Source organism: Amycolatopsis sp. NPDC098790 (genome assembly GCF_044759945.1).
Taxonomy (GTDB): Bacteria; Actinomycetota; Actinomycetes; order Mycobacteriales; family Pseudonocardiaceae; genus Amycolatopsis.
This window is the reverse complement of the sequence record NZ_JBIWAI010000005.1, coordinates 467894-483198: the sequence shown is the minus strand read 5'-3', so window position 1 is coordinate 483198 and position 15305 is coordinate 467894. Positions and strand designations below refer to the sequence as shown.

Annotated in this window: 16 protein-coding genes; 13 read left to right on the top strand and 3 right to left on the bottom strand. The window is 71.5% G+C overall.

Annotated features, from left to right (window positions below):
* Positions 1 to 59 precede the first annotated feature (59 nt).
* Positions 60 to 1163: an FAD-dependent oxidoreductase gene (locus ACIQWX_RS35840; RefSeq protein ID WP_400880908.1), complete on the top strand. Its 1104-nt coding sequence runs from the start codon at positions 60 to 62 to the stop codon at positions 1161 to 1163.
* A complete protein-coding gene (locus tag ACIQWX_RS35835) occupies positions 1118 to 2047 on the top strand; it encodes an aminoglycoside phosphotransferase family protein (protein WP_400880906.1) in 930 nt (309 codons plus the stop codon). The genes ACIQWX_RS35840 and ACIQWX_RS35835 overlap by 46 nt, the downstream gene beginning before the upstream one ends.
* Before the next feature lies 1 nt (position 2048).
* Here ACIQWX_RS35835 and ACIQWX_RS35830 read toward each other — a convergent pair whose 3' ends face one another.
* Positions 2049 to 3086, bottom strand: coding sequence for a LacI family DNA-binding transcriptional regulator (locus tag ACIQWX_RS35830; RefSeq protein ID WP_400880904.1), 1038 nt, complete (start codon positions 3084 to 3086; stop codon positions 2049 to 2051).
* A 160-nt stretch (positions 3087 to 3246) separates the two neighbouring features.
* On the opposite strand from ACIQWX_RS35830, the gene ACIQWX_RS35825 reads away from it, so the two are divergent.
* The 4 genes from ACIQWX_RS35825 to ACIQWX_RS35810 are packed head-to-tail and all read left to right on the top strand — an operon-like array spanning position 3247 to position 7734.
* Entirely contained in the window at positions 3247 to 4530 is a 1284-nt protein-coding gene (locus ACIQWX_RS35825; protein ID WP_400880902.1) for an extracellular solute-binding protein, read from the top strand.
* Positions 4530 to 5462, top strand: coding sequence for a carbohydrate ABC transporter permease (locus ACIQWX_RS35820; RefSeq protein ID WP_400880900.1), 933 nt, complete (start codon positions 4530 to 4532; stop codon positions 5460 to 5462). Before ACIQWX_RS35825 ends, ACIQWX_RS35820 begins: the two co-directional genes overlap by 1 nt.
* Positions 5463 to 5471: 9 nt before the next feature.
* A complete protein-coding gene (locus tag ACIQWX_RS35815) occupies positions 5472 to 6356 on the top strand; it encodes a carbohydrate ABC transporter permease (RefSeq protein WP_400880898.1) in 885 nt (294 codons plus the stop codon).
* A 16-nt stretch (positions 6357 to 6372) separates the two neighbouring features.
* Positions 6373 to 7734, top strand: a complete 1362-nt coding sequence (locus ACIQWX_RS35810; RefSeq protein WP_400880896.1) for a GH1 family beta-glucosidase — start codon at positions 6373 to 6375, stop codon at positions 7732 to 7734.
* A gap of 1 nt (position 7735) precedes the next feature.
* Here the strand turns inward: ACIQWX_RS35810 and ACIQWX_RS35805 are convergent, their stop codons facing one another.
* Positions 7736 to 8173, bottom strand: a complete 438-nt coding sequence (locus ACIQWX_RS35805; protein WP_400880894.1) for a hypothetical protein — start codon at positions 8171 to 8173, stop codon at positions 7736 to 7738.
* Positions 8174 to 8286: 113 nt separating this feature from the next.
* Entirely contained in the window at positions 8287 to 10083 is a 1797-nt protein-coding gene (locus tag ACIQWX_RS35800; RefSeq protein WP_400880892.1) for an AMP-dependent synthetase/ligase, read from the bottom strand.
* A 127-nt stretch (positions 10084 to 10210) separates the two neighbouring features.
* On the opposite strand from ACIQWX_RS35800, the gene ACIQWX_RS35795 reads away from it, so the two are divergent.
* The 7 genes from ACIQWX_RS35795 (at position 10211) to ACIQWX_RS35765 (ending at position 15182) form a co-directional block, all read left to right on the top strand.
* Positions 10211 to 10621, top strand: a complete 411-nt coding sequence (locus ACIQWX_RS35795) for a polyketide cyclase / dehydrase and lipid transport (protein ID WP_400880890.1) — start codon at positions 10211 to 10213, stop codon at positions 10619 to 10621.
* Between the two features lie 9 nt (positions 10622 to 10630).
* Positions 10631 to 11425, top strand: a complete 795-nt coding sequence (locus ACIQWX_RS35790) for a metallophosphoesterase (protein WP_400880888.1) — start codon at positions 10631 to 10633, stop codon at positions 11423 to 11425.
* 27 nt (positions 11426 to 11452) lie between these two features.
* Complete coding sequence (locus tag ACIQWX_RS35785) at positions 11453 to 11887, top strand: SRPBCC family protein (RefSeq protein WP_086678751.1); 435 nt, start codon at positions 11453 to 11455, stop codon at positions 11885 to 11887.
* A gap of 4 nt (positions 11888 to 11891) precedes the next feature.
* Positions 11892 to 13019 (top strand): ArsA family ATPase, encoded by a 1128-nt coding sequence (locus tag ACIQWX_RS35780; RefSeq protein WP_400880886.1) that lies wholly within the window; start codon positions 11892 to 11894, stop codon positions 13017 to 13019.
* Positions 13016 to 13420: a hypothetical protein gene (locus ACIQWX_RS35775; RefSeq protein ID WP_400880884.1), complete on the top strand. Its 405-nt coding sequence runs from the start codon at positions 13016 to 13018 to the stop codon at positions 13418 to 13420. Before ACIQWX_RS35780 ends, ACIQWX_RS35775 begins: the two co-directional genes overlap by 4 nt.
* 15 nt (positions 13421 to 13435) lie before the next feature.
* Positions 13436 to 14374: an ROK family protein gene (locus ACIQWX_RS35770; RefSeq protein ID WP_086678753.1), complete on the top strand. Its 939-nt coding sequence runs from the start codon at positions 13436 to 13438 to the stop codon at positions 14372 to 14374.
* Between the two features lie 163 nt (positions 14375 to 14537).
* Positions 14538 to 15182 carry a hypothetical protein gene (locus ACIQWX_RS35765; RefSeq protein WP_400880882.1) on the top strand — a complete coding sequence of 215 codons (645 nt, stop codon included), beginning with the start codon at positions 14538 to 14540 and terminating at the stop codon, positions 15180 to 15182.
* Positions 15183 to 15305: the final 123 nt, after the last annotated feature.

Sequence of the window (15305 nt, the reverse complement as noted above, 5' to 3'; positions counted from 1 at the left end):
TGCCGCCCTCACGGTAACGTCGTGAGCGGCGGCACGCGGGGTTCACGAGGGGGCGCGGAGTGCGGGTACTGATCGCGGGTGGCGGGATTTCCGGCACGGTCACGGCGATGGCGCTGAGGCTGGCCGGGCACGACCCGGTCGTCTTCGAGGCCTACCCGGCAGGCGGGGACGACATCGGCGCGTTCCTCACGATCATGCACAACGGCATGGACGCCCTGCGCGCGATCGGCGCCGACCAGCCGGTGATCGACAGTTCTTTCGCGGCGTACGGCGTCGAGCTGGTCGCCCCGACCGGCGAGACGGTCGGGCGGCGCGAGTTCGACACCGAAGGCCTCGACGGGCCGCGCACGCTCACCCGCGCGACGCTCTACCGCGTCCTGCAAGAGGAAGCCGCGCGCCGCGGGGTGCCGCTCGAGCGCGGCAAGCGCCTGGTGAGCGCGAAACCGGGCCCGGACGGCGTCACGGCCGAGTTCGCCGACGGCACCACCGAAACGGGTGACGTGTTGGTCGGCGCGGACGGGTTGCGTTCGGTCGTCCGGCAGCTGATCGACCCGGCCGCGGACGAGCCGCGCTACACCGGCCTGACCGTCGTCTACGGCTACACGCGCGCGCCCGGATTGCCGGAAGCGCCCGGGATCTACCGGATGGTCCGCGGCAGCAAGGCGGCCTTCGGGTTCACGACCGACCCGGACGGCGCGACGTTCTGGTTCGCCCGCATCCCCGACGCCGAGCGCTCCCGCGAGGAGATCGCGGCCGTCACCCCGGCCGGGTGGCGCGAGTTCGCGCACGCGGCGTTCGCCGGGGAACCGTTGCCCTGCGCGGACATCGTCGCGGCGACCGGTGACGAGGTGTTCGGCGGTCACTCCTACGACGTCCCGGAGACGCGCGTCTGGTCGACGCCCGAGATGGTGCTGGCCGGCGACGCCGCGCACGCCGCATCCCCGGCGGCGGGGCAGGGCGCGTCGATGGCCCTGGAAGACAGTGTCGTGCTGGCGCAGTGCCTGCGCGACCTCCCCGATCGGGTGGCGGCTTTCGCGGCTTACGAAGGACTTCGCCGGGAGCGCGTCGAGAAGCTGGTCAAGGCGAGCGCGGGCGGGGACGTCGGCGAAGAGCGCGGATGGCTGTACTCGCACCACATCGACTGGGACGCGAAGATCCGGTGAGTCTCGGTCCACCGCCGCAGCGGATCACCGTCGACGCCGATCAGGTGCGCCGGCTCGTGGCCGGACAATTTCCCCAGTGGGCCGGTCTGCCGGTCCGTCCGGTCGCCGAGGGTGGCTGGGACAACCGGACGTTCCACCTCGGCGACGCGATGATCGCGCGGCTGCCCAGCGCGGCCGAATACGCCTTGGCGGTCGAGAAGGAACAGCACTGGCTGCCGGTGCTCGCGCCCCGGCTGCCGTTGCCGATCCCCGTCCCGCTGGCGGAGGGCCGGCCGGGTGCGGACTACCCCTTCGCGTGGTCGGTCTACCCGTGGCTGGACGGCGAGCCCGCGCGGCGTGAACGCGTCGCCGACCCCGCCGGGTTCGCGGCCGACCTGGCCGGGTTCCTGGCGGCGCTGCGGAGCGTCGACACCACCGGCGCGCCCCGGCCGGGCAAGCACAACTGGTTCCGCGGCGGCACCCTGCGCACCTTCGACGAGCTGGTCGAGCGCTCGCTCGACGGCGACGACCTGGCCCGCGAGATCTGGCGAACCGCGCTGGACGCCCCTTGGGACGGCGTCGAGAGCTGGTTCCACGGCGACGTCGCCGAAGGGAACCTCCTGCTCGGCGACGGCGAGCTGGCCGCGGTCATCGACTTCGGGACGTGCGGGGCAGGCGATCCGGCCTGCGACCTGGCGATCGCGTGGACGCTGCTCACCGCGGACGGCCGGCGGAAGTTCCGCGAGCGTCTCGCCGTCGACGACGCGGAGTGGGCCCGCGGCCGCGGCTGGGCACTCTGGAAGACCCTGGTGACGTGCGCTCGCACGAAGGACCGCGACGACCGCGAAGCCACCGAAGCCCGCCGGGTCCTCGACGAAATCCGCACCGAATACCTCGGGAACTGACTCAAGCTCCGCAGGAGTCGCGGACCACCAGCTTCGTCGGCAGCCGCACCGGGTCGGGGGCCACGCCCGTGTCGATCATCGCCAGCAGCGCGCCCGCCGCCGCCGTGCCGAACCCCGGCTTGTCCTGGGCCACCGTCGTCAGCGCCGGGTCCACCAGGGACGCCACCTCGATGTCGTCGAACCCCACCACCGCCAGGTCGTCCGGCACCCGCAGCCCCGCCGCGCGGGCCGCCAGCAACGCGCCGACCGCCATCTCGTCGCTCGCCGCGAACACCGCCGTCGGCGGGTCCTTGCGGGCCAGCAGCCGGCGCATCCCGACGAACCCGCTCTCGCGGTAGAAGTCGCCGGTGACCACGTAGTCCTCGCGTGCCGCCAACCCGGCCTCGGCCAGCCCGCGCTGGTAGCCGTCAGTGCGGGCGGCCGCCGGCGCGTTGCCGCGCGGGCCGGTGATCGTCGCGATCCGCCGGTGCCCGAGCGCGGCCAGGTGCCGGACGGCCTCCGCCGCGCCCGCCGCGTTGTCCGACGTCACGTAGGTCGCCCGCGGCCCGGACAGCGCCACGTCCACCGCGACGCACGGCAGGCCGGACTGGGCGAACGTGCCGAACGCGTCGGCGTCCGTCCCGCTGTCGATCAGCACCAGCCCGGCCAGGTGGTGCCGCCGGGTCATGCTCACGTACGCGATCGGGTCGGCCAGCGACACGCCGGGGTTGCGGTCGCGGGCGTCGTCGCTCGTGGCGAGCAGCAGCAGGTGGTAGCCGTGCGAGCTGAGCGCGGATTTGAGGCCCAGCAACAGGTCCTGCAGGAACGGGTGCCGCCAGCCGGGCCGCCGGTGGTCGGTGTCCCAGACGAGCCCGACCATCGCCGAGCGCTGCCGCGACAGCGCCCGCGCCGACTCGTTCGGCGAGAAGTCGAGCTCCCGGGCGACGCGCTCGACGTGCTCGCGCGTCGTCGCGCTCACCGTGGCGGGGCGGTTGAACACCCGCGACACGGTCGCGACCGAAACCCCGCAGAGCTGGGCGATCTCGCGGGCGGTGACCATGGTGCCCTCCGTTCTTGTAACCGGTTACATTGGTAGCACATGATCTCGGACTGGGGAAACGCCGAGTCGCGTTATCACTTCGTTACTTGACGAACACTGGCTGGGAGCGCTCTCATGGGTCCCGCGTTTTCCGACCGGCCCGCAGAACAACGGAGATCTCATGCGCCCGAAAACGACAACCCGACGGACCCGCCTGATCGCCGTGGCGGGTGCCGTCCTGGCCGCGGTCACCGCCCTGAGCGCCTGCGGGAGCAGCGACGCCGGCGGTGGCGGCAAGGTCAAGCTGAGCCTCGGCCTCTTCGGCAACTTCGGCTACACCGACCTGATCAAGGAGTACCAGGCCGCGCACCCGGACATCGAGATCACCGAGCGGACCGCGTCCTACTCCGACCACCACAAGAACCTCGCCGCGCACCTGGCCACCGGCGGCGGCGCCGCGGACATCGAAGCGATCGACACCGGGTACGTCGCCCAGTTCAAGGCGACGCCGGACAAGTTCGTCGACCTCAACACCGTCGGCGGCGACAAGCTGAAGGACCGCTGGCTGGGCTGGAAGTGGTCGGCCTCGCTCGGCAAGGGCGGCCAGCAGATCGGCTACGGCACCGACGTCGGCGGCCTGGCCATCTGCTACCGCCGCGACCTGTTCGAGGCCGCGCAGCTGCCCGCCGACCGCGACGCCGTCTCGGCGCTCTGGCCGACCTGGCAGGCGTTCTTCGAGACCGGCAAGCGCTTCCAGGCCAAGGCCCCGAACGGCGTCAAGTTCATGGACGGCGGCCCGACCGTGCTCAACGCGATCTTCGGTCAGGCGCCCGTCGGCTACTACGACCAGAACGACCAGCTCGTCGTCGGCAGCAACCCGGCGCTGCGCACCGGCTGGGACCAGGTCGTCGACGCCGTCAAGGCGAACCTGAGCGCCGGCCTGCTCTACAGCACGCCGACCTGGAACACCGGCTTCACCCAGGGTCAGTTCGCCACCGTCACCTGCCCGGCCTGGATGATGACCAAGATCAAGGACCAGGCGCCGGACACGTCGGGCAAGTGGGACGTCGCGGCCGTGCCCGGCGGGGGCGGCAACTGGGGCGGCTCGTACCTGACCGTGCCGAAGCAGGGCAAGCACACCAAGGAAGCCGCCGAGCTCGCCGCCTGGCTGACCGCGCCCGAGCAGCAGGCGAAGGTCTTCACCAGCCAGGGCCTGCTGCCTTCGACGCCGTCGCTCTACGACGACCCGAAGATCACCGGCTACACGAACCCGTTCTTCAACAACGCTCCCGTCGGCAAGCTCTTCACCGACGCGGCGAAGAAGCTGAACCCGCAGTACCAGGGCCCGAAGGCGGGCGACGTCCAGACGGAGTTCGGCAACGCGATGCAGCGCGTCGAACAGGGCAAGCAGGACGGCGCGGCGGCGTGGCAGCAGCTCGTCGGTGACGTCTCGAAGCTGAAGTAATGGCGCTGAAGGAAACGCTGAGCTGGGCCGACCGGCGGCACAAGTGGGACGTCAAGCTGTCGCCGTTCGGCTTCGTCAGCCCGTACTTCCTGATCTTCGGCGTCTTCGGGCTGTTCCCGTTGCTGTACACGGCTTTCGTGTCGCTGCAGGACCGGAACCTGCTCGACGCCGAGGGCGCGAAGTTCATCGGGTTCGGCAACTACGAGCAGCTGCTGTTCCACGACCCGTACTTCTGGAACGCGATGGGGAACACGGTCAGCCTGTGGCTGCTGACCACGATCCCGCAGATCCTGTTCGCGCTCGGCATCGCGCACCTGCTCAACCGGCGCCTGCGCGGGCGGACGCTGTTCCGGATGGGGATGATCCTGCCGAACATCACCTCGGTGGCGGCGGTGACGATCATCTTCGCGCAGCTGTTCGGCCGGGACTTCGGGCTGGTCAACTGGGTGCTGAGCTGGTTCGGTGCCGGCCAGGTGGACTGGCAGGCCGGCACCGCCAGCTCGCACACCGCCATCGCGGCGATGGTGGTGTGGCGCTGGACCGGCTACCACGCGCTGATCTTCCTGGCGTCGATGCAGGCGATCCCGTCGAGCATGTACGAGGCCGCGACGCTCGACGGCGCCCGCGGGTGGCAGCAGTTCTGGCGGATCACCGTCCCGCTGCTGCGGCCGCAGATCATCTTCTCCACGGTGATCGCGACGACCGGGAACATGCGGCTGCTGGCCGAGCCGCTGCTGTTCAACCCGGGCACGGCGGCCGCCACCGGCGGCTCGGACCGGCAGTTCCAGACCGCCGCGCTCTACCTCTACGAGCAGGGCTTCACCAAGTACGACTTCGGCTACAGCTCGGCGATCGCGCTGATCCTGGCCGTGGCCACGATGCTCGTCGCGGGACTGTCGTACCTGGTGACCCGGCGCATCCAAACGGACTGAGGAGCGGACATGACCACCGTGCTGACCCCGGCGGCACCCGCGCCGCCGGCGGCACCCGGGCGGGCCCGGCGCATCGCGCGCAAGGTCGCGAGCCCGTGGACCTACGCCGCGCTGATCGCGATCCTGGCCGGCTCGGCGTTCCCCGTGTACTGGTCGTTCGTCGTCTCCTCGCAGACGACGGAAGCGGTCGGCAGCGTGCCGCCGGTGCTCGTCCCCGGCGGGCACCTGTTCGAGAACATCGCCCGCGTCTTCGACGAGACGGACTTCGCGCTGGCGCTGGGGAACTCGCTGATCGTCGCGGGCACCATCACCGTGTCCGTGGTGCTGTTCTCGACGCTGGCCGGGTTCGCCTTCGCCAAGCTGCGCTTCCGCGGGCGGACCCTGCTGCTGCTCATCGTCGTCGCGACCCAGGCGATCCCGACCGAACTCGGTGTCGTGCCGCTGTACATGATGATGGCCGACTTCGGCTGGGCCGGGCAGCTGCAGGCGGTGATCGTGCCGGGGCTCGTCACGGCGTTCGGCGTGTTCTTCATGCGCCAGTACTTCGAACGCGCGCTGCCGCTGGAACTGCTGGAAGCCGGGCGGATGGACGGCTGCGGCTCGCTGCGGCTGTTCTGGCACGTCGCGCTGCCGGCGGCCCGCCCGGCCGCGGCGGTGCTCGGGCTGTTCACGTTCATGCAGGCCTGGAACGACTTCTTCTGGCCGCTGGTCGTGCTGGTGCCGGAGAACCCGACCGTCCAAACCGCACTGTCCACCCTGGCCAGTGGCTACACGACCGACTACACGCTCGTCCTGACCGCCGCGACCATCGGCACCGTCCCCGTCCTGCTCGTGTTCCTGCTGTTCGGCCGCCAGATCGTCGGCGGCATCATGCAGGGCGCGCTCAAGGGCTGACCCCACGGAGACCATCGTGACCAGCAGCTTCCCGCCCGGCTTCCGCTGGGGCGTCGCGACCTCGGCGTTCCAGATCGAGGGCGCCACCACCGCGGACGGCCGCGGACCGTCCATCTGGGACACCTTCGCCGCGGTGCCCGGCGCGGTGGCGGGCGGCGACACCGGCGAGCCGGCGGCGGACCACTACCACCGCTGGCGCGACGACCTCGCCCTGCTCGGCGAACTGGGTGTCGACTCCTACCGGTTTTCGGTGTCCTGGCCGCGGGTCCAGCCGGACGGGCGCCGCTTCGAGCGCCGCGGTCTCGGCTTCTACCGGCGGCTCGCGGAAGCGTTGCGGGAGCAGGGGATCGAGCCGTTCCTGACGCTGTACCACTGGGACCTGCCGCAGGCACTCGAAGACGAAGGCGGCTGGCGCTCCCGCGACACGGCCCACCGGTTCGCCGAGTACGCGTCGCTGGTGCACGAGGAGCTGGGCGACGTCGTCGACCACTGGACGACGCTGAACGAGCCGTACCCGTGCGCGGTCGCGGGTTACGGCGAAGGTCGTCACGCACCGGGCGCGCGTGAAGGGCACGGCGCTTTGGCCGCGGCCCACCACCTGCTGCTCGGCCACGGCTTGGCCGTGCGGGCGATGCGGGACCAGGCGACGCCGCAGCACCAGTTCGGGATCGTGCTCAACCAGTCGCCCACGGTCCCGGTGACGGGTTCGGCGGCCGACGGCGCGGCGGCCGCGCGGCAGGACACGTTGCTGCGCAGGCAGTTCACCGATCCGCTGTTCGGCGGCCGGTACGCCCCGGGCCTGGCGGCGATGTTCACCGGCGTCTCGGACTTCTCGTTCCGCCTCGACGGCGACCTGGAGACGATCGCCGTGCCGCTGGACTACCTGGGGGTGAACTACTACTACCGGCTGCACGTGGCGGACGCCCCGCACCGCGAGCCCGACCCGGCGCAGCGCACAGTGGCGGACATCGGCGTGGACACGTCGCGGGTGCCGGACGTCCCGCGCACGGGGATGGGCTGGCCGGTGGAGCCGGAGGGGCTCACGGAAGCGTTGGTGGGCCTGCACAACCGCTACCCGGGGCTGCCCCCGATGTACGTGACGGAGAACGGCTGCGTGTACGCGGACCGGAGTGATTTCGCGGACTACGAGCGCATCACGTTCCTGAGCGAGCACATCGAGGCGGCCCGCACGGCGGCGGCCGCGGGGGTCGACCTGCGGGGGTACTTCTGCTGGTCCCTGCTGGACAACTTCGAGTGGGCCCACGGGTACAAGCACCGGTTCGGCCTGGTGCACGTGGACTACGAGACGCAGGCCCGCACGCCGAGGGCGAGTTTCCGCTGGTACCGCGACTTCGTCACGGCCCAGCGGCTCGAGTGAATCAAGATTTTGGGGAGCGTTTCGCTTTGAGGGGACGACCACGTGCATCCCGCTCCCGGCGTGACACGTCTTGGGTGAATCCAACGCCTCCCAGAATCAGTACAGGTGCCGCCAAGAACCACCACCAAGGACTTGTGGTGATTGCGGTGTAAACCAGCCAGCCACCGCCCGCTATGAAGATCAGCCCGAGACTGATCCCCGTCGGATCGCGCCGTTTGGTCTGCTCGTCGCTGACGAACGACGCGAGTCTGATCTCGACGTGGCGCGTGACCGTATCCCGAGCGTCGCTACCGTCCGGTAGCAAGTTTGCGATGTCCATCAAGGACTTCAGTTCGCTCAGACGAGCCGACCTTGCCCGGTAAATCTCCCATATTTTGAGGCCGGCAGCGATAGTGCCGAGTGCTGCCACCAAAATCTTGGACCAAGTATCCCAATCCATTGTGACACTATGTCAAAGGCCCTGCGATCCTGAGACCTTTCGCGCGACGCAGACGCACACCGAGTTTCCGCTGGTACCGCGACTTCGTCGCGGCCCAGCGGCTCGGCTGACGCTTACTTCTTGTACAGCCCTTCGATGTCGTTCGCGTAGTTCTTGGTGACCACGTTGCGCTTCAGCTTCAGGCTCGGCGTGATCTCGCCGCCGGCCTCGGTGAAGTCGTTGGCCAGCACGGTGAACTTCTTGATCGCCTCGGCCTTGGACACCGACTTGTTCGCCTCGTCCACCGCCGCCTGGATCTCGGCGAGCAGGTCGGCGTCCGAAGCGAGGTCCGCCACCGTGGCCGAAGAAGGCTTGCCGTGCTGGGACTTCCACGCCGGGAAGTACTCCTCGTCCACCGTCACCAGCGCCGCGATGAACGGGCGCTGGTCGCCGACCACCATCGCCTGGCTGACCAGCGGGGCCGCCTTGATCGTGTCCTCGAGGCCGGACGGGGCGACGTTCTTGCCGCCCGCCGTCACGATGATCTCCTTCTTGCGGCCGGTGATCTTCAGGAAGCCGTCGGAGTCCAGCTCGCCCAGGTCGCCCGTGTGGAACCAGCCGTCGGTCAACGACTCGGCAGTCGCCTGCGGGTTGTTGTAGTACGCCCGGAACACGACGTCGCCCTTGAGCATCACTTCGCCGTCGTCGGCGATGCGGACCGAGGTGCCGTTGACCGGCTTGCCGACCGTGCCGACGCGGAACGCCGTCTGAGTGTTGACGTTCGCCGCCGCGGACGTCTCGGTGAGGCCGTAGCCCTCGAACACCGGGACGCCGATGCCGCGGAAGAAGTGCGCCAGCCGTGCACCCAGCGGCGCGCCGCCCGACACCGCCGCCACGCAGCGGCCGCCGAGCGCCGCGCGCAGCTTGCCGTAGACGAGCTTGTCGAACACCAGGTGCTTGGCCTTCAGGCCGAACCCGGCGCCGCCGTTGTCCTGCGCCTGGCTGTACTCGACCGCGACCGCCTCGGCGGCGTCGAAGATCTTGCCCTTGCCGTCGCCGTGGGCCTTCTGCTTGGCCGAGTTGTAGACCTTCTCGAACACGCGCGGCACCGCGACGACGAACGTCGGGCGGAACGTGCCGAGGTCGGCGACCAGGTTCTTGACGTCCGGGGTGTGCCCGAGGGTGACGCGGGCGGTGAGCGCGGTCACGGCGATCGCGCGGGCCAGCACGTGCGCCAGCGGCAGGAACACCAGCAGCGAGTTGCCCTGTTCCATCAGCTGCGGGAACGCCTCGATGTCGGCGCGGATCTCCGCCAGCAGGTTGCGGTGGGTCAGCTCGACGCCCTTGGGGCGGCCGGTCGTGCCCGAGGTGTAGACGATGGTGGCGAGCTCGTCGGCGCCGACCTCGCGGCGGCGCTCGTGCAGCTCGTCGTCGGACAGCGACGCGCCCAGCGCGGCCAGCTCCTCGACGGCGGGGGAGTCGCCCTCGATCTGCCACGTGTTGTCCAGCGTGGTGAGCCGGTCCCGGATCTCCTCGACGGCGCCGCGGTGGGCGTTCGTCTCGACGAACACGCCCTTGGCGGCCGAGTCGGAGAGGATCCAGTACACCTGTTCGGGGGAGGACGTGTCGTAGATCGGCACGGTCACCGCGCCCGCCGCCCAGATCGCGAAGTCGATCAGCGTCCACTCGTAGCGCGTCTTCGACATGATCGCGACGCGGTCGCCGCGGCCGATCCCGGCCTGGGCCATGCCCTTGGCCACGGCCAGCACCTGGCCGGCGAACTCCTTGGCCGTGACGTCCAGCCAGGTCCCGTCGACCTGGCGGCGGAAGCTCACCACGTCCGAGAACCGCTCGGCGTTCGCCCAGACGACATCGGACATGTTCTCGTCGCCGGCCACCGGCTTCCCGGCGGGAGCGCTGTATTCGCGCACGTGGACCTCCGTGTTCAACGCGTGCGGCAGGCGACACCGCTGTTACCCGCCAGTCAACTTAGCGTGGTGAGCACCTTAAGACCATGCTGATCGCCGCCGCACGGCGAGGGCGTGACATTCTTCGCACGTGAACGCACCGCCCGCCATCGACGTCGTCGACGAGACGTTCCTCGCGGTCCCGCCGTCCACCGTGGCCGCCGTTTTCGCCGATCCCCGGTCGTGGCCGCGCTACTGGCCCGACCTGGTCCTGGAGGTCTACACCGACCGGGGCGACAAGGGCCTGCGCTGGACCGTGCGCGGCTCGCTCGTCGGTACGATGGAGGTCTGGCTCGAGCCGGTGCTCGACGGCACCCTGCTGCACTACTTCCTGCGGGCGACCCCCGCCGACGCGGCCGGGACGCCCCGTGCGCTGGCGCCGCGCGACCTGCGCCGGGAGTTCGACCGGCGGGCCCGCGCGGCCAAGGCGATCGCGCTCGGGCTCAAGGAGATCCTGGAGGACGGGCGCGAGCCCGGCGTTCCACCGCGGACCGACAGCTAGGGGGCCAGGGTGCGGGTACACGTCGTCTCGGACGTGCACGGCAACGCGGACGCGTTGAAGCGGGCCGGGGACGGGGCCGACGCCCTGGTCGTGCTCGGCGACCTGATCGACTTCGTCGACTACCACGACCACGAGAAGGGCATCATGGGTGCCCTGTTCGGCGCGGAGAAGGTGGCCGGGTTCGCCCGCCTGCGCCGCGAGGGCACCCGTGACGAAACCGTTGCCTACTCGCGGGAGCTCTGGGCGAGCCTCGACGACCCGGCGAGCGCCGTCGACGAGGCCATCCGCACCCAGTACGCGGCCCTCTTCGCGGCGATGACCGCTCCCACCTACGCCACGCCCGGCAACGTCGACACCCCGGCGCTGTGGCCCGAGTTCGCCGGCGAGGGCATCCAGGTCCTCGACGGCGAGGTGGCCGAGATCGGCGGCCTGCGGTTCGGGTTCGTCGGCGGCGCGCTGCTGCCCGACGGCGTCGTCCCGCGTCCGCGCAAGGGCGCCGCCTGGCGGCCTCACCTGCGGGTTCGCGAGGACTACGACGCGAGCGTCGCCAAGCTGACCGACGTCGACGTGCTCTGCACCCACGGCCCGCCCGCCCTGCCCGAGCTGACCTACGACGTCGTCGCCCGCCGCAGCGAGATCGGCTCGACGGCGCTGCTCGACCTCATCCGCACGCAGAAGCCGCGCTGGTCGGTGTTCGGCCACGTCCACCAGCCCCTCGCGCCGCGTGCCCGGGTCGGCCTGACCGAGTGCCGTAACGTGGGTCACTTCAAGGAGACCGGGCAGCCGTACGTGCTGCGCTGGTGACCGGCCGCGGCGGCTACGCTTCGTCCCATGGCCGAGCAGTCCACACAGTCCATCGAGGTCGACGCCGAGCCCAGCCGGGTGATGGCCGTGATCGCCGACTTCCCCGCGTACCCGGAATGGGCCAAGGCCGTCCGGCAGACCGAGGTCCTCGACACCGACGGTGACGGGCGCGCCAAGCAGGTCAAGCTCACCCTCGACGCGGGCCCGATCAAGGACGTCTACACCCTCGAGTACGACTGGGACGGCGACGGCCTCGGCGTCAGCTGGCACCTGGTCAAGGGCCAGATGCAGAAGGCGCAGAACGGCCGGTACGCGCTGGAGGACCTCGGCGGCCGCACCCGCGTGACGTACACGCTTTCGGTCGAACTCGCGCTCCCGATGATCGGGCTGCTGCGCCGCAAGGCCGAGAAGATGGTCATGGACACCGCGCTCAAGGAGCTGAAGAAGCGGGCCGAGGGGTAGCCGCGTGCGGATCCTGCTGTTCACCGGCAAGGGGGGTGTCGGGAAGACCACGCTGGCCGCGGCCACCGGCGCCGCCCTCGCCGCCCGCGGCAGGAAGACCCTCGTCGTCTCCACCGACCCGGCGCACTCGCTCGGCGACGCCTTCGGCCACACCCTCGGCGCCGAACCGTCCGAAGTGGACGCCCTGCTCTCCGCCGTGCAGATCGACTCGCGCACCCTGGTCGACACCACCTGGCATCGGCTTCGCGCCGAGCTGCAGACGGCGCTGTCCGGCGCGGGCCTCGACACCCTGGACGCCGAAGAGCTGACGGTCCTGCCTGGCGTCGACGAGCTGCTCGCCCTCACCGAGGTCCGGCGGCTGGCCGAGGAAGGGCCGTGGGAGACGATCGTCGTCGACTGCGGGCCGACGGCCGAGACGCTGCGGCTGCTCTCCCTGCCCGAAGCCGTCTCGGGCTACCTGACCCGCGTGTTCGGCCGCCGCGTCACCGACTCCGTGCGCCGGCTCGGCGCCCACCTCGACGGCCTGCGTGCGCTGCTCACCGAGCCGTCGGTGACGACGGTCCGGCTGGTGCTGACGCCGGAGCGGGTGGTCGTCGCCGAGGCGCGGCGCACGCTCAGCTCGCTGGCCCTGCGCGGCATCGCCGTCGACGGGCTGATCGCGAACCGGCTGATGCCCGCGCCCGGGTTCTGGCGGGGCGGCGCCGCGACGTGGCTGCGCACGCGGCGGGCGCAGCAGGACGCCGTGCTGGGCGAGCTGGCGCAAGCCGGGTTCGAAGCCGTGTCGCGCGTCGAGCACCGGGCCGTCGAACCGGTCGGCCTGCCCGCCCTGCTGGAGATCGCCGCCGAGCTCTACCGCGGCGGCGAGCCCCTGGACGGCGACGGAACCCCGGTCACCCCGCTGCTGCGCGTCCGGCGGGCGCCGGACGGGTACACGCTGCGCATCGCGATCCCGCTGGCGCGGGACGCCGAGGTCGACCTCGCCCGCGTCGACGACGACCTGGCGATCACCGTGGACGGCTTCCGCAGGCTGATCGCCCTGCCGGAGTCGCTGCGGCCGTGCCGGATCACCGGCGCGGAATCCGACGCCGACGGCCTGGTCGTGAGCCTGGCCGGGAACCGGGGACGCGGGTGAGCGAAGAGGACGAGGCCGCCGGACCGCGGCTCGCGGAGGAGCTCCGCCTGCTCGTGGAGATGGTCGTGGAGAAGGCCGCGCCGTGGCTCGAAGGCGTGGTGGCGGCCGGCCACGGGGACCCTGACCAGGCGAAACCGGACGGCTCGGCGTGCGGGTGGTGCCCGCTCTGTGCGATCGTCGCGGTGGTGCGGGGGGAGCGTCCGGAGTTCGCCGCTCGCTTGCTGGAACAGCTGGCGCAGCTGGTGGCGTTGCTCCGAGCGGTGCTCGCGGACCGCTGGGAGCCGGACGAGGGCGTGCACATGCCCGGGTTCCGGCCGGCGCCGCGGCCCCCGGCGGACGCCTCGGTTTCGGTGCGGGTGCAGCACATCACCGTCCGCAGGCGCGACGAGTGGGAGAGCTGAGTGCGGACGATAGGGGTGGACGTCGGCGGGACGAGCGTCCGGGCCGGCGTGGTGGACGAGCGCGGCTCCCTGCTGGACACGGCACGCGTCGCGACACCGAGCGAGGAAGGCGCCCTCGAGGACGCCATTTCGGGCGTGATCGAGGACCTGCGCAACCGGCACGAGGTGGCCGGCGTCGGCCTGGCCGTGGCCGGGTTCGTGGCGCGCGACCGCCGGTCGGTGATGTTCGCGCCGCACCTGGCCTGGCGCGGCGCGCCGGTCGCGGACCGGATCGAGAAGCGCGTCGGCCTGCCGGTGCTGCTGGAGCACGACGTCAACGCGGCGATGGTGGGCGAGCACCGCTTCGGCGCGGCCCGCGGCGCCCACGTGGCGGCGCTGGTGGCACTGGGCACGGGCATCGGCGCGGGGCTGTTGCTGGACGGCAAGCTGTTCCGCGGCGCGTACGGCGTGGCCCCGGAACTGGGCCACCTGACGGTGGTCCGCGGCGGCCGGCCGTGCCCGTGCGGCAAGTACGGCTGCTGGGAGCGCTACTGCAGCGGAACGGCGTTGGCGGCGACGGCGGTGGAGCTGCTGGCGCGGCATCCGGGCCGCTCGACGGTGCTGGCCCCGCAGGTCGCGGGCGACCCGGGTTCGGTGACGGGCCGCCGAGTGGCCGGCGCGGCGCGGGACGGCGACCCGATCGCGCAACTGGCGATGGCGGAGCTGGCCAAGTGGCTGGGCGAGGGGTTGGCCCTGGTGGCGGACGTGTTCGACCCGGAGATCATCGTGATCGGCGGGGGAGTGTCGGAGTCGGCCCCGCTGTTCTTGGACGAGGCCCGGGAGCACTACGCGGGCGCGATCACCGGGGCTCGGCACCGGCCGTTGGCCCGGATCCGCACGGCGCATCTGGGCGACGACACGGCGATCGTGGGCGCGGCGGCGTTGGCATTGGAAGCGGCCAAGACCCCCGTCTGACCCGACCGGCGAGGTCGCGAATGACTCATTCGCGACCTCTAGCGTCCCGAATGAGTCATTCGCGACGCCGGCGGCCCGGAACTGTCGGTGGCTCCCGGTAGCGTGGAGATCGGGGGGCGGGCCCGCGAAGGCCGGTGACGTTCGGCGATCATCACCTGACCCCGTGGCTGACCCGCTGCGGTGGCTGGGCTTTCCGGTGGTCGACTCGCTCGGGTGGCTGGGGTCTCGGGTGGTCGACTCGCTGCGGTGGCTGGGCTCTCGGGTGGTCGACTCGCTCGGGTGGCTGGGGTCTCCGGTGGTCGACCTGCTGCGGTGGCTGGGCTCTCGGGTGGTCGACCGGCTCGGGTGGCTGGCCTCTCCGGTGGTCGACCCGCTGCGGTGGCTGGGCTCTCCGGTGGTCGACTCGCTGCGGTGGCTGGGGTCTCCGGTGGTCGACTCGCTGCGGTGGCTGGGGTCTCCGGTGGTCGACCCGCTCGGGTGGCTGGGCTCTCGGGAGGCCGACCCGCTCCGGTGGCCGGGCTCCCCGGAGGCCGACCCGCGGCGGTGGCTGGCCTCTCCGGTGGTCGACCCGCTGCGATGGCAGGGCTCTCCGGTGGTCGACCCGCTCGGGTGGCTGGGCTCTCGGGAGGCCGACCCGCTGCGGTGGCTGGGCTCTCCGGTGGTCGACTCGCTGCGGTGGCTGGGGTCTCCGGTGGTCGACTCGCTGCGGTGGCCGGCCTCTCCGGCGGCTGGCCCTCTCCGGCGGCCTCTCCAGGCCGTCGCCGACCCCATCGGTGGTCTTCGCCGCCACCCCGAAGCCCGATTGTGACTACGGCCGGCGGCACCGCGTCAAGGCGGGAAAGATGCCTTGACCCGGCGTCGCCGGCCGTGTTCTGGCTTCGGATCGGGGTTGCGGGGGTGTGGGCCCCGTTCATGTTCCGGTCTGTCTGCT